Raw genomic sequence first — 13,533 nt, forward strand, 5'->3', positions numbered from 1 at the left:
TGACATGGCCAGGCTGCGCACAGATGATGCGGCCCGCCGGTTGGACTTCCCGGTCGGACCTCCACTGCTGAAGGCGCCGTTCCCCGTCTGGGGCGTCTTCTGCACGGTCACCGTCGCCGGTTGGGTGATCGCCGGCCTGCTGGTCAGCCACCTGGCCCCCGCGGCGCCGGGCCCGATCCTGTTGGCCGCCTGCGTCCCGCTCGCGCCGGCCACGATCCTGGCCCTGATGTCCAAGCGGTGGATCAACCGGGTCACCCCACTGCTGTACCACCTCAGAACGCTCGTGAACGAGGTCCGCGCGCCGCGACCGGAAAGCAATGAGCCGACCGCCTACGAGACATGCGTATCGGTCGACCTGTTTGCACCGTCAATAGGGAGTCATAAGTGAAGCTGCCCGTCATTGCGCCGTTCAAGCGCACCGGCCCGAGCGAGCCGGCCCAACCCGCGAACGCTCCGTTGAGGACGACGGCCATTCGGGGCAACCTGGCGATCTGCGAGGACGGCCTGTGGGCCTGGTTCGCGTTGACCGAAGCCGACTGGCTGTTCACCTCAGCGGGCAGCCGCGACCAGCTGCGACACGCTCTGGCCGTGCGCTTCGCCAGCCTGGCTGGCCATCGCATCCACCTGCGGATGACCAGCCAGCCCCTTCGCACCGACGAGTGGGCGCGCAACCTCGATGAGGACTCTCCGAACCGACTGCCGGATGAGCCCGGGGCCGAGACGTGGCAGCACTACCTGGTCGCCCAGCAGCTGCAGGTTGATACCGAACGGCTGGAGGAGGCGGCGGTGTACCTGGGGGTGCGGGTGACCGAGCAGAAGGTGGTCGCGGACCAGCTGGAGGCGATTGCTGGGATCCGAGCCATCGAGCGCGACGTCGCCCCGGTCCGCAAGGTGCTTCGGACCATCACCGAGTCCCTGCGCCGCTCGGGAACCGAGGCCAAACCCGTCACTGCTGTCGGGCTGGGATGGCTCTACCACGCATCGATCGCGCTCGGCGCCCCGGTCAGCAGCAACGCGCTGCGCGTTCAGGGCGCGGCTTGGGACGGTCATGACCTGAAGTCCGTGACGGCGCCTGTCCGTGTCGTGGCGGCTGCCTACTCACCCCATGTGGAAGTCATCGCCCGCCGCGACGGGCATCAGCATCAGCACTACGCAACGATCCTGACGCTCGGGAAGATCGGCGAGCGAGACACCGAGAGCACCGAGACCTGGCCCTGGCTGTCCTACCCACGTCATCTGGCCATCCCCTTCGAGCTGTCCGCGGTCCTCGACGTGTTCTCCGGAGAGAGTGTGCGCAAGGCCGCCGAGTACTTCCGCTCCCGCGCCGAGCATCTGGCCGACTCCTACGTCGACGACGAGCGCCGTCCGCCCGCGCATATCGAACGGGCGATCGGCGACGCGTACCGCATCGAGGACGAGGTGGTCTCCGGCACCCGCGAGGCTTCGGCTCGGGTGTATGGCACCTTCTACACCGCGCTGTGGGCCAACACTGCAGAGGACCTCGAAGAGGTCGTCGCGGAGTTCATGGATGCCACCAGCCGTGACCTGCGCGATGAGTGGGTGCAAGCCTTCGGCCAGTGGGCTTGTGCCCGGTCGTTCATCCCCGGCGAGGGCGCACCGGATGACGGCGGCTACGAGACGATGCAGCCGGCGACGTTCCTGGCGGCCGGCGTGCCCCACGCATCAGTTCAGCTGGGCGACAACGAGGGCTCCTACTTCGCCAGGCCGGTTAGCTTCGGCCGGCGTCCGATGTTCCTGGATCCCACCTGGGGCCCACGGCACAACAGGTCCGGCGTCATCTTCTGCGTCGCTGACGTGGGCGCGGGAAAGTCCACCGCCGAGGGCGCTTTGGCCGACGACAGTGCAAGACGAGGCCGGCGAACCGTGATGTTCGACCCGGCCGGGCCGGCGGCGGCGCTGACCCGCCTGCCGCACCTGGCGCGGCACTCCCGGCACATCGAGTTGGCCAGCATGGCGGACGGCGTCTTGAGCCCCGGCACGATGATCCCCGAGCCGAACCGCGCGGAGTATGAGAGTGCCGTTGAGTGGGAGGCGGCGCGCCGCGAGGTCGCCGGCGAGCGGGTCGAGCTCATGGTCGACAGCATGCTCGGGCTTCTGCCTCCCGCCCAGGTTGACGGCCAGCTCGGTGTGGTCAGCGCGGTCGAGACCGCCTGCGGCGCAGTCGGTGGCGAGTATGGGGTGAACCCGTGGCAGGTGCTGGACCAGCTGGCTCATCAGGGCGGTTGGCAGCGAGACATCGCTGAGTCCCTGCGAACCGCCGCCGGGATGCGTGGCGGCACGCTGATCTTCGCGCGGCGCGACTGCGAGCCGGACGTCGACTTCGACGCCGTGCTCACCGTGATCACCATGCAAGGCATGGTCGTACCGCCCAGGGGCGTGCCCAGGACGGCCTGGTCCCGCGCCGAGCGGATGTCCGTTCCGCTGCTACGCCTGGCCTCGCACCTGGCCACCAGAGCGATGTACCTGGATCTCGAGCCGAAGCTGATCACCTCCGACGAGGCCGGGATGAACGCTGCGGGCAACTCCTCCTTCGCGTCGTCGCTGACCAGGTGGTCCCTGGAGACGCGCAAGCGCAACTGTGCGGTGGTGGTGGCCGGGCAGAACCCCTCGCACCTGACCGGGATCAGCGACGAGGTGGCCAACCTGGCCGGGATGGTCATGGTGGGGCGCATCACCGACCAGGCGGTGGCCCGCGCGGGCCTGGACCTGCTTGGCATCCCTCAGGGCTACGGCTACGAACGGACCTTCGCCGGGCTGGAGTCCGGGCAGTTCGTCATCCGGGACTGGGAACACCGGTTCGGTGTCCGCCAGGTGGACGTCTCGCACCGGCCCCAGCTGGCCGCCGCGTTGAACACGACGCCGCCGGCGCTGTCGGCCCGTGAGGACCGCGATCGACTGCAGTTCGTCGAGGACGTCGCGTGATGCGGCGCCTGGTGACCGCACTGGTTCTGGCCAGCGCCCTGGCCATCCCGGTGACTGGCGCGCTGGCTGTTCCGTCGGCGGCGCCGGCGGCGGCGATACCCAACCCGGTCGGCGGGCTCACCGACTGCACCAACCCTCCGGTGCCGGCGTTCCCCGACACTGGCGCCGGGTCGATCGACGCCGGTCCCGCCACCATCACCGCGGACGCCGATCCCTTTGCCAAGGACGCGAAGGTCTCCATCTACGACGTCTACGGGTGGGGGCCTTCGGAGGTCACCAACTACGACCTTGGCTGCGGAGCGGATGCGTTGCGCGACCCCGCCGCGGCGACCAACGGGACCTTCGCCAACGCCGGGCTTCGTAACCTGCTCAGCGCGTGTGCGGCGGCGGTCGTCGTCCTGCGGTGGGCGACGAATCCCAGCACTGTCTCGGCGTTCGACCCGGTGACCACGCTGATGACCAATGCCTTCGGGAGCCACATCTTCGTCCCCCTGTTTGGGCTCAGCCTGATGCTGCTCTCCCTCCTGCTGCTCGGGCGAGCCCGCATCGGCGACGTCCGGGATTCCAGCCACGGTGTCGCCTGGGGTGTTGGTGTGGCGGTCGTCGGCTTCGCAGCCATCTCTTGGCCGCTGGCCGCTGCGCCCTTCGTGGTGGGTAACACGACGAAGGCGGTCAGCATCGTGAACTCCGCCGTGGCCCAGGTGACCCCCGGCATCGATGCCCCGGACATGGCATCCGCCGCGGCCGGAAACCTGCAGCGCACCCTTGCCTACAACACCTGGCTGGCGATGTCGCTGGGTGCATCCAATGGTGCCGCTGCCAAGGAGTACGGACCTCGCCTGTACAAGGCGTCCGCGTTCACTCGGGCCGAAGCGGCGCGCATCCGCGCCAACCCGAACCTGGCCAAGCCGCTGACCGAGGCCAAGCAGGAGGAGTTCAAGCGAGCAGCAGCCGAGGTGAAGGACAAGTACCCCGACGCCTACCAGTACCTGTCTGGCCATCAGAACGGGGACCGGCTGACCTCGGCGACGATCGGCTGGGCCGGCTGGGCGGCCACTGCCGCCCTACCCGCCGTCCTGGGAGCCATGATCCTGTTCCTCGGAGCCCTGGTCGCCCTCGGCATCGGGGTGCTGCCGCTGACCGCCCTGGCGGGCGCCCACCGCCGCTTCGCTGGCCTGATCACCGGCCCGGCGAACTACCTGGGCGGCGCCGTGATGGCCGTCGTGGTGTTCGGTGCCGTCACAGCCGCCCACATCGCGGCAGCCGGTGGCCTGCTGGAGCCCGCGGCCGGAAAGAACCAACTGCTTGCGCTAGCGCTGCTCGCCGTATTGACGATCGCAACGTTCATCCTGTTGTGGCCAGTGTTCAAGATGGTCTCCCCTCGTCGCCTCGCGCAGGCCGTCAGCACCGGCAACAGCCGAGCCCGGCAGAGCGCAGACGAAGCCGGGCGACGCGAGGCCGTCGCCGACGTCGACAGCGACAAGCTGATCTATGACGCGGCGGGGAACGCCATCGGTAGCGCAGCGGGGTCCACCCACGGCACAGGTGCCGCAGCGCCTGCGGAGGCTCGCCCACATCGACAGCTGGGTCGCTCAGCCCTCACCGGAGCCGCACAGGGCGCCATCTCCAGCGTCGCCCTGGGCGCCGCAACCGGCGGCACGGCGACCGTCGCCGCCGCGGCCGCCGGCGCCGCCAAGGGCGCCGCCGCTTCGGCCGCGATCGAGGCGGCCGGCCCAACCGCGGGCCGGGCACTGGATGCGGGCGACCTCGCGCGAGGCAAGCACCGAGCCGCCAGGCAGGACAGCCGAGCCGCCGCGGCGTCCGGCGCAGCGTCCGCCCCGAGGCTCACCGCCGGGTCGGCCTCGCCCGACCCGGGTCAGGGCGCTGGCTCGTCCACTCGAACGACCGCCGGGGTCCGCATCTACCGTCCCGGAGACGACATTCCGGCGGGCTCCCTGAGCGCGAACGAGGGACGTCTTCACGAGGGCAGAACCACCTACACGATCTTTACCCCAGTCGGAGCTGCAACATGATCTCCGCAGCGCTGCGCTGGATCGTCACCACACCTCGTCGAGCGTTGACGGTCGCCGTGCTGGCAGCCGTCCTGCTCATTTGCCTGCCAGGGCTACAGCTGGTCAGGGCCGCCGGCCACGCCAACCTCGTGGCCGGCCAGCTGATCGCGCAGTCCCGGGCCGCCCGGACCACTGACCCGGCCACCGCGGGCGCCACTGACGTCGGACCAACGGACAACCCGTCGTCCACGGACGCCGCGACGGCGGACCTGCATGCTGGGGCGTCGCCGGCCGGCGAACGCCCGGCGCCCGAGCCCCCGCAGGGGGCTGTGAGCGCCGCGAGGAGTTTCGCCACTCTCTGGCTGGCTGGGCGGACGGCGACGAGCACCTCGGCGTGGCTGGCTTCGCTCCGCCCTGTCGTGGCGCCGGGTCTGGTGCCGTTCCTGTCGACGACGAACCGTCAGGAGATCCCGCTCGGGCAGGCGGGGGCGCCGGTCCCGGACCTGCAGGGAACCGCCACGACCCAGCGCTTCACCGTGGCTACCACCCCCACGACCAAGCTTGAAGTGGATGTGGACTTCGACGGCACGCGGTGGATGGTCACGACGTTCGGCCCCGTTGCGTGAACGCTGTCCCCAAGGTCGCCGTGCTTACCGCCCTCGGCAGTGGCTTGCTGGCGGCCATCCTGGTCACATCTACCGTTGCCGGCGATTCGTCGTCCGCCGCCCTGAACCTGGCTGCTGATCTGAACGGCAACAACAACGCCAATTGCTTGGTAACGGCGGATGGAACCGCGCTGCCGAGCCTGGACGGCGAACAGTCGTCCATCGTGCGCGTCATCTACGCGGCAGCCATCACCGCGGGCGTGGGCCCGCAGGGGGCTGTCGTCGGCGTCGCCACGGCCAAGCAGGAGTCCGACCTGCGAAACCTCGAGTACGGGGACCGTGACTCCCTCGGGGTGTTCCAGCAGCGGGCTGCCTGGGCACCGGCCGGCGACCGGAACGACCCGGTCAAGGCAGCCCGCATGTTCTTCACCGGCGGTCTGGCAGGCCAGCCCGGGCTCACCGACGTTCACGGCTGGCGCGCCATGCCGGTCTGGCAAGCGGCCCAGGCCGTGCAGGTCTCGGCGTTTCCGACGGCCTACGCCAAGTGGACCGCGCTGGCTGTCTCCGCGGTCACCGCCGTGTCGGGGTCGAGCATCAACGTGGCCGACTGCGGCCAGGCACCAGCGATCCTGCCCGGAGCCTGGACAACACCAGTAGCTGAAGGCGAGTACCGGATCACGAGTGACTTCGGACCCCGCCAGTCCCCAGGTGGCATCGGCTCCACCTTCCACAAAGGGCTCGACTTCGCCGCCCCCATCGGGACGACCGCGCGGGCGGCCGCGGCGGGTTCTGTCACCGCGGTCAAGGGCGTTGAGGTCTCAGGCGGGTACGGCAACCTCATCATCATCGATCATGGCGGTGGCACCAGCACCTACTACGCCCACCTGTCCGCGGTGGACGTGCGTCCGGGCCAGCGGGTGGTGCCAGGCATGCCGATCGGGAAGGTCGGCTCAACAGGTGACTCCACCGGCCCCCACCTGCACTTCGAGGTCCGCCGTGACGGCGTGCCCATCCCACCCAACCCATGGCTGCGCCAACACGGAGTGACACCATGAACGACTCCCAATCAACAGATGACCCAACGGTTGAGGCCGCCCGAGCTGCGCATCAACTCCTGGGTCGAGCGCGCACCACGCAGGTGCAGGCACTCAAGGAATTGGAGAGAGCCGTCCGTGCCGCCTATCGCGCGCATCCCGAGCTTGGGCCGACCGCACTGGCCCGGGCCATCGGCATCCCGGAGGGCACACTGCGCGGGTATACCCGTGACCTCGCGCGCGAACGTCGGCAGACCCTCAAGGAAGTCAGCTGACGTGAGCCCGCCCACCGAGTCGCGTGGGCTGTTCGCCCAGGCCTCGGTGGCGGCGTACTCCACCTTGCGCCCTCACGGACGAGCCCGCTTCGACGCAATGCTCGGCGCTGACGCCGGCCCCGCGGCAGCGGTCCGATTCCTCGCCTCAGCTGTCCACAGCGACCGTTGGGCAGAACGCATCATCCCGTGGTGGAACGCGCATGCCGACTACCTCACCGAGGCCCTGATCTTCCTGACCGGTGTCTCAACTGAGGACTCACGCGCTCTTCTCACGGCCGTCCTCTATCTGGACGCCGGCCAAGATGATGACCTCGCCACGCACGCTGTCCTCAGACATGCTGAGCGGGCCGCAGCCTTCATGGCCGGAGAGCGCCTAGCGTCCGCTCGCTCGCTCGAGGGTGCCTGATCCACCTTCGCCCACCTTCGCGCGCGGCCACCCAGCCCAATGAAACGTGTCGGGACGCCGCGCGACCCCTCGCACTTCCGGCGCGACTTCCGCGCAGCCACCCGTGAGGCCGAGGGCATCGATGCCGACACGTGGACGCCCCCGCGGACTGCGGCACAGCCTCGTCTCACTGCTCCCCGACAGCGGCGTGCCAATAGAGCCCCCGGCCCCGTCGGCCACAGCAGCACGACCACATGACAAGAGCGCCACGGCAACTTGCCGAGACGCCTGTCAAGGAACCGCTAGCCAGTCCTCCGAGTTGTGCTTCTATGAAAGTCAAGGCAGGGGCGTAAAGAGCTAATCCTCCGCACCCTGGGGCAGAAGCCCGACGGCTGACCGCAGCGCGGCGAGCCGGGCGGCCGACACGTGCCCAAGCGTTCGCAACTCCAGCAGCGCTACCGCGAGACTCTCGACCCCTTCCACAGCCACGCGCGCGACCTCGCGAATGGACCCGTGAACCAGTCCGTTGCGGATCCCGTACATCCTGCCGACAGACTGGTTAATGATCTTCCGCTCGACGCCGAGCAGGTCAGCGACGGCCACCTTCACTGGGCCGATGTTGGCATTCTCTCCCAGTTCCAGGGCTTCCACACATAGCCAATAGGAAATATATCGCTGAACAAGCTCCTGCTCGGCATCAGCGTGCCAGTACCACTGAGCAGCAACTTTGATCCTATTCCGCATCTCCTCTGGCATTCTCAAGAAGGCGTCCATCGCAGGCGATAAGCGATCAATGACGCTCTGCCCGTCGATGAAGTCCAGTCGCGCCTGGCTCTCCATGGCGATCGTTCGACCGCCAAGCAGGCGATTCCAGTGCCAATCTTCGAAGATCGCGCCAACCTCCTCGGTAAGCACAGGACCCAGGAGTCGCTCGCCGTACATGAAGTCAATCATCGCTCTGAGTGACGCCACTCCCGCTCGCCCAGCAGCCATCATCTCGTCGAAGCGTTCCCAGTCTCCCTCGGGGAGGTGGTAGAGGATCTCGATATGGTTTGCATACGGGGTAGTTTCCTGATGCGCCTGAATCCTAATATTGACGTTCGGCTCATACTTATATTGCCACTTCGGGGGGACCCTTTCCATGGTCCCCCACTCAGGCACTAGGAAGCTTCCAGACCGTCTTCCTTCGATGGCCCCGGAAAACCTGGGTTCTCCCAACGTGACGGGTCCATTCTGAAAAGTGATTCTGAGGTTCGACAAACCGATTTCCACGTCTTGAATCGGGACGGTCCGAATGGTCTTGTGTACGACCCGGTAGCCGGGCTTCCCATCGCCGGCAGGGTGGCTGTCATCCGCCATCTGCCAAGCGGAAAACAGCATCTCGTGCGGCACTTCAACGTAGTGCTGCCACGAATCAGCGAACGAATCGAGCCCATGGATCTGAGCCTTCGGCACGGGCCTACTTTCCCCCGTAAGCGCGTCCACGATTCTTGCGCGAGGCTCGAACTCATCCTCGGAGGCCCTGGTCCCATCCTCAGTCATATCGAGAGCATGGCAGGGTCTGCCACGGCCTCGGGGACGTAGATCAGGGCGCATTTTTGACGCAAGACGTTCACCCAACTGGTCTGTCGCCGCCGTGGCCGCCTGGCCGGAGGCGCTCCGCGATCTCGCCCCCCTTGCGCGTATTAGAACGGCAGCGACCTGTAGGACGAACTCAAGCTGGGGCCGAACTGCCTCTCATCTCCGATCTAGGTGGCCAGTAGGCGCAGGTCACGAACTTTGGCGGATTGCTGGTCAGGCGTGCTGGCGTGCCCTACTCGCCAAAGATCTCCTGTACTCGTCGATCCGATTGTCCCAGCGCTACTGCGGGTAGAGCCGCCCTGAACGAGCGTTGCGCGACACGCCAAGTCGCAGCGATCTGCGCCGTACGGCTTGGCTTTGCGAGCTGGGGCGCGTCGTCCGCGCAGGCGGCAAAAGCGTCCCGCCACACCCGGTTGTGTGCGAGGTACGCCGCTTTGGCCGTCCGAATCTTTCGGTGCCAAGGCAGCACACCTACAGACTCAACCAGAGCACCCGCCGCCTGGACATCTGTGGCGGCGGTCCCACATCGAGCCGAGACAACGTTGAGCGCTTCGTTTCGAGTCTGGGCGTCAGCCGTCGGGGTCAGCCTTCCGGCGGCAACGTCTATATCCGTGTTCGCCGAGCGCATGGGGGCCTCCGAGGCCTGCACTGCGTCCAGCAGATGATCCATCTCGCGATTCGACAGCAAGTCGTCGGCCGCGACGAGGATCAGGAGTACCGCGGCGGCGATCGCGAAGAAGCGGACCCGACCGAACCGTCGTTGCAACCCGACGTGGGGGCTGTCTACGGGCTGGTCCTGTTGCGTGGCGGCCACGTCAACAAGGTAGAGCGCTAGCCGTGCACACATTTGGGGTTTCCCCCAAGGAGGCACTTCCGGCTCTTCACAGTTGAGGGTGTGCGGCGGGTGAGGTCGTCTGGGCGGTCGTCGTCGGCGCGGCGAGGGCCGGGTAGGGGGTTAGCCCTCGTCACTTGACGAGAAGTCACGGCCAGGCGAAGCGGACTCGTGACGCTCCAGGGGGTCGAGAGCCCACTCCCAGCGGAATGCACGAGCGATCGACTCACCGGTAGTGCTCTGGATCGGCTCTGCTTGCGCCAGCGCTCCCGTATGCGCATCAACTATCGTCACGCCGCCATGCCGTAGCACGGCGAGGGAGGCCAGCCATGCTGGGTGGCCCGCTAGATCGTGCTTCGCGAAAGGCACCGCGACGGTAGGGCAACGTGCACCAAGAGCCGCGCACAGCGTGGTCAACGCGAACGTGTCAGCGCGTCCGTTGGCCCACGCATTCAGCGTATTAAAGGTCGCTGGCACGACGGCGATGGCCGCCGCTGGCGGCACGTCGTCTTCCGACGAAGCCCCGGCACGAATTCGTGCACCGTTGAGATCGACTTCATCGACCCACCGGCGCGACGCCTCAGTGGGGACGACCACTGGAATCCACCCCCGCGCCCGCGCCTCTCGTACTCCGTCCCCGATCCGTGCGGCAAGCGGCGCGCCGCACACCACGATGTACAACGCCGGCGCACTCACGCGAGCACCCCACTCCGCTTGGCCAAGGCAGTTAGCGCAGGCATGGGTCGACGCGCCCGCTTGAGCAGCTCGCGCAGCAGCTCGCGCGCCACGGAGTCGAAACGTAGGACTTCCGGGGCGATGCGTTCAGCCTGCTGTAGATGCAGTACGGCCTCCAGGTCGCGCTTGGCCTGCGTCTGCGCCCACGCGAGATCGAGATGCAGGCGGGCACGTCGACTGTTCAGCCCTTCCGGCATGTCGTCGACGTCGATCTGACTGGCAAGTTCGAGCACGGAGCCAGCATCCCCCAGCTCAGCACCGACTGAGGCGCGATGGATCAAAACGTTGGTCCGGCCGAACGCCGTCCAGCCATGGTTTGCGTCGCGGGCGAGGAGTTGCGCGAGTTCGTCAGCGTGGCCAAGCCGCTGCTCGGCAGTGCGACGGTCGCCGTCACGGCCAGCGATGACTGCTCCGAGCAACCAGAGCGCGCCGGCGATCGATACCACTTCGGGCGCCTCCGCGGCTGTGTTGGGCATCAGCTGCTCGGCCACACCGATGGCGACGCGCTCGGCGTCGCCGCCGCGGTCATCAGCCAGCATGGCGCCGGCTACCTGGACCGCGGCCATGCCGCGCCCTGTCGGTGAGCCCGCCGACAGAGCCGCGTGGGTCGCGCGATCTGCAGCGATCCACGCGAGCTTCGGCTCGCCGACCTTAGTCAGCAGCTTGGCGCACACGCTGTAGACACTGCACCGGGCTAGATGAACCTCGCGGTCGTTGCGCCCGACAAAGCCGATGTAGCCGTCAGCGGCCGACAGGACACCAGGCAGCATCGCCGCGGCGTCGGCGTACCGGGCAGCCTGGTAGGCCTGGTTCACCTGCACGGCGGCGTTGCGCAGCTGCGGCAGCGGCCATGGGCTGTCCGGTTGGCCGATCAGGTGGTGGTAGCCGGCAAGCTGCGTCCGGATGGCGTCGAGTGCTCGCACCTGTGGCGCACCGTTCGACGCGAGCCGCCAGTCGCCCGCAATCAGCTCGCCGACATCGACATGGAGAGCCTGGGCCAGCGCGCTCAGGGTCGAAAGCCGGTCGACACCGCGCATCCCCCGCTCTACCTGGGACAGCCAGGATCTGGACCGTCCGGCGAGGCCGGCGAGCGCGTCCTGCGAGAGCCCGCGGCGCTTGCGGTAGCCGGCAATGCGTTCCCCTACGTGCATCAACTCCCCCTCCTGCTTGCTTGGTGGCAGTGCACAGAAAAGTGCGCAGCAACAAGGGTGCGCATCAGTGCATCGAACTGCCCTCAAGGTCGAGACATGGCTACCTCACCGACGCCGCTTCTCGAGCTGGTCGACCCGGCGCCGCAGCTCATCGAGTTGCTCCTGCAGTGGAGGCCGCATGGCAGGCAGGTCATGGACGACGGTCCCCCGGCCGGTCACAACCGCCACGACGCCTTCGTTCTTGAGCAGGGTCATCGCCCGAGCCGCAGTCGCGTTTGCAACGCCGTGCTCAGCCGCGAGTGCACGGACAGATGGCAGCCGCGCGCCCAAGTCGTACTCACCGTTGGCGATCGCGCGGCGCAGGTGCTCTGCGAGCTGGAGGTAGGGCGCGCGCCCGTCGTCGACGTCGTGAGGCATGGCTCAACCCTACGACCTAGGACACCCGATACGGCGCAGCTCTTGACGAAACCATGGTGTACCAGGTGTACTGCTACACGTACTTCCGCAATCAACCCGAGGAGAACGCATGACGGCCCGAGGACGACGCACCCGGCCCCCCGCCGAGAACCACCAACGACAGGGCGTAGAAACAGGTCTGGTGCGGCACGAGCGTGGTGCGGCATGACGGCGCCGGGTCAGCAGCGTGTGGATCCATGGGACGCGTACTGGCTGACCGTAGGTAGCGAGCAGTACCTGGCTGCGCGGGAGCTGGTCGAGCTCTCTTCGCGACTGCGGACACTGTTCGCCTCGTTCGTGCGGTGGGTCGAGCCGGACCCGTCCTGGTACGAGGCCGGCGAGCAGTTGCCCCCCGGCTCGTGGGAGCTGGACTGGGAAACCGCTACCACCTACGCGCTCACGAAGGCTGGGCTGTCCGGAGGTGAGCGGCGCCTGGCCGCCGTCGTTGCCGCGCTCACCACGGCCGGGCACACGGTGCAGCTGGACTCCTTGTCCATCGATGGCAGCTGGACGCAGTCCATGTGGCGGGTCCTCGTGGAGTGGGGAACCGACGGCGCGCTGACCGTCACCGGCGGCCGAGGCGACACCCCGGCCAAGCGCGCCGCGCGCCGCGTCAGCACCACCGCCTCGGCCGACCCGAATGCCGCCCCCGCCACCGACCGTGGAGGTCTGTGATGCCCCCCGGCACGACGAGCGCGATGCATCTCCAACCTCGTGACCTTGGTTTCGGGAGACCAGCGCCTCCAGTGGAGTGGCGGGACCGTCTGTGCACCGAACTTGGGGTGGACGTGTTCTTCCGAGCCGACGATGAGTCCGCTCGAGAGTGGGCCCCGAGGGAGGCCGCGGCGTTGGCGGTCTGCGCAGCCTGTCCGGTCCGTGCCTGGTGTCTCGCCGAGGCGCTCGCGCTCGAGGACGTCGAGGGCGTGCGGGGCGGACGAACGGGCGCCGAGCGGCTCGAGCTGCTTAGCGCACACGATGTGCTCGCCGGCGACGGGCCGAAGTCCGAGGCGACAGCAGCATGAGCGCGCCCTGCCTGCGCGATGTCGCTGTCTGTCTCGGCGTGACGACGGCGGAGCTGGCGGACGAGCTTCGCGGCCGTCTCGAAGCGGTGCTCGATGCCGCTATGCGCGCTCACCAGGTGGGTCCGGCACAGGCCGTGGTCGTTCACTGCGACCTCGACGCCCTGGCCGAGTTCGTTGCCGCTGTGCGCATGGACCTACCGATTCCAGATCGTCCGCGAAAGCACCGCAATCTCCTGGGAGGTCGTTCGTGAGCATCACCTACATTCTGTTGTCCTTACTGCTGGTGGCCATCATCGTCAGCCTGCTGGCAGGAGAGCTGTCCCTGATCGGACTCGTCGTCTGCGCCGCGTTCGGGCTGCTGCTCGGGGGCACCCCGATCGGCGTGAGCGTGAAGGCGGCTCTGATCGGTGCCGGACAGAACGCAGTCACGGCTCTTGTGCAGCTGCTGCGATGAGCCGAGAACGCAATGCCTTGACTGCAGCGTCGTGGCCGCTGCGGGTGC

16 protein-coding genes are annotated in these 13,533 nt (G+C 67.9%); 11 read left to right on the forward strand and 5 right to left on the reverse strand.

Translation table 11 applies throughout. The features are described from left to right. Window positions 1-4 precede the first annotated feature (4 nt). From ACPPVT_RS14360 to ACPPVT_RS14390, 7 genes are read left to right on the forward strand one after another with little or no spacing between them, the layout of a single operon-like run. The gene (locus tag ACPPVT_RS14360) at window positions 5-388 is read left to right on the forward strand and encodes a hypothetical protein (protein ID WP_426561357.1); all 384 of its coding nucleotides are present in this window, start codon (window positions 5-7) and stop codon (window positions 386-388) included. Beyond that, window positions 385-2,943 (forward strand): ATP-binding protein, encoded by a 2,559-nt coding sequence (locus ACPPVT_RS14365; protein ID WP_426561359.1) that lies wholly within the window; start codon window positions 385-387, stop codon window positions 2,941-2,943. Before ACPPVT_RS14360 ends, ACPPVT_RS14365 begins: the two co-directional genes overlap by 4 nt. Beyond that, a complete protein-coding gene (locus tag ACPPVT_RS14370) occupies window positions 2,940-4,976 on the forward strand; it encodes a hypothetical protein (protein WP_426561361.1) in 2,037 nt (678 codons plus the stop codon). Before ACPPVT_RS14365 ends, ACPPVT_RS14370 begins: the two co-directional genes overlap by 4 nt. After that, entirely contained in the window at window positions 4,973-5,581 is a 609-nt protein-coding gene (locus tag ACPPVT_RS14375; protein ID WP_426561363.1) for a hypothetical protein, read from the forward strand. Before ACPPVT_RS14370 ends, ACPPVT_RS14375 begins: the two co-directional genes overlap by 4 nt. Beyond that, the gene (locus tag ACPPVT_RS14380; protein ID WP_426561365.1) at window positions 5,578-6,615 is read left to right on the forward strand and encodes a M23 family metallopeptidase; all 1,038 of its coding nucleotides are present in this window, start codon (window positions 5,578-5,580) and stop codon (window positions 6,613-6,615) included. Before ACPPVT_RS14375 ends, ACPPVT_RS14380 begins: the two co-directional genes overlap by 4 nt. Next, the gene (locus ACPPVT_RS14385) at window positions 6,612-6,869 is read left to right on the forward strand and encodes a hypothetical protein (protein WP_426561367.1); all 258 of its coding nucleotides are present in this window, start codon (window positions 6,612-6,614) and stop codon (window positions 6,867-6,869) included. The genes ACPPVT_RS14380 and ACPPVT_RS14385 overlap by 4 nt, the downstream gene beginning before the upstream one ends. A 1-nt stretch (window position 6,870) precedes the next feature. Continuing rightward, a complete protein-coding gene (locus tag ACPPVT_RS14390; RefSeq protein WP_426561369.1) occupies window positions 6,871-7,275 on the forward strand; it encodes a hypothetical protein in 405 nt (134 codons plus the stop codon). Window positions 7,276-7,611: 336 nt separating this feature from the next. Here the strand turns inward: ACPPVT_RS14390 and ACPPVT_RS14395 are convergent, their stop codons facing one another. The 5 genes from ACPPVT_RS14395 to ACPPVT_RS14415 form a co-directional block, all read right to left on the reverse strand. Then, complete coding sequence (locus ACPPVT_RS14395; RefSeq protein WP_426561370.1) at window positions 7,612-8,796, reverse strand: hypothetical protein; 1,185 nt, start codon at window positions 8,794-8,796, stop codon at window positions 7,612-7,614. Between the two features lie 271 nt (window positions 8,797-9,067). Then, on the reverse strand, window positions 9,068-9,649 hold the full coding sequence (locus ACPPVT_RS14400; RefSeq protein ID WP_426561372.1) for a hypothetical protein: 582 nt from the start codon (window positions 9,647-9,649) through the stop codon (window positions 9,068-9,070). A gap of 141 nt (window positions 9,650-9,790) precedes the next feature. Next, window positions 9,791-10,363, reverse strand: coding sequence for a flavoprotein (locus ACPPVT_RS14405; protein WP_426561374.1), 573 nt, complete (start codon window positions 10,361-10,363; stop codon window positions 9,791-9,793). After that, entirely contained in the window at window positions 10,360-11,553 is a 1,194-nt protein-coding gene (locus ACPPVT_RS14410; protein WP_426561376.1) for a helix-turn-helix domain-containing protein, read from the reverse strand. Before ACPPVT_RS14410 ends, ACPPVT_RS14405 begins: the two co-directional genes overlap by 4 nt. Window positions 11,554-11,658: 105 nt before the next feature. Further along, entirely contained in the window at window positions 11,659-11,970 is a 312-nt protein-coding gene (locus tag ACPPVT_RS14415; protein ID WP_426561378.1) for a GntR family transcriptional regulator, read from the reverse strand. A 204-nt stretch (window positions 11,971-12,174) separates the two neighbouring features. On the opposite strand from ACPPVT_RS14415, the gene ACPPVT_RS14420 reads away from it, so the two are divergent. From ACPPVT_RS14420 to ACPPVT_RS14435, 4 genes are all read left to right on the forward strand, one after another. Next, window positions 12,175-12,684, forward strand: a complete 510-nt coding sequence (locus tag ACPPVT_RS14420; protein ID WP_426561380.1) for a hypothetical protein — start codon at window positions 12,175-12,177, stop codon at window positions 12,682-12,684. Window positions 12,685-12,791: 107 nt separating this feature from the next. After that, the gene (locus tag ACPPVT_RS14425; protein WP_426561382.1) at window positions 12,792-13,031 is read left to right on the forward strand and encodes a WhiB family transcriptional regulator; all 240 of its coding nucleotides are present in this window, start codon (window positions 12,792-12,794) and stop codon (window positions 13,029-13,031) included. Next, on the forward strand, window positions 13,028-13,282 hold the full coding sequence (locus tag ACPPVT_RS14430; protein WP_426561384.1) for a hypothetical protein: 255 nt from the start codon (window positions 13,028-13,030) through the stop codon (window positions 13,280-13,282). Before ACPPVT_RS14425 ends, ACPPVT_RS14430 begins: the two co-directional genes overlap by 4 nt. Next, entirely contained in the window at window positions 13,279-13,485 is a 207-nt protein-coding gene (locus tag ACPPVT_RS14435; protein ID WP_426561386.1) for a hypothetical protein, read from the forward strand. Before ACPPVT_RS14430 ends, ACPPVT_RS14435 begins: the two co-directional genes overlap by 4 nt. The last annotated feature ends 48 nt before the right edge of the window (window positions 13,486-13,533 follow it).

The sequence above is a fragment of the Angustibacter sp. McL0619 genome (assembly GCF_049994355.1).
In the GTDB taxonomy this organism is placed as follows: Bacteria; Actinomycetota; Actinomycetes; order Actinomycetales; family Angustibacteraceae; genus Angustibacter.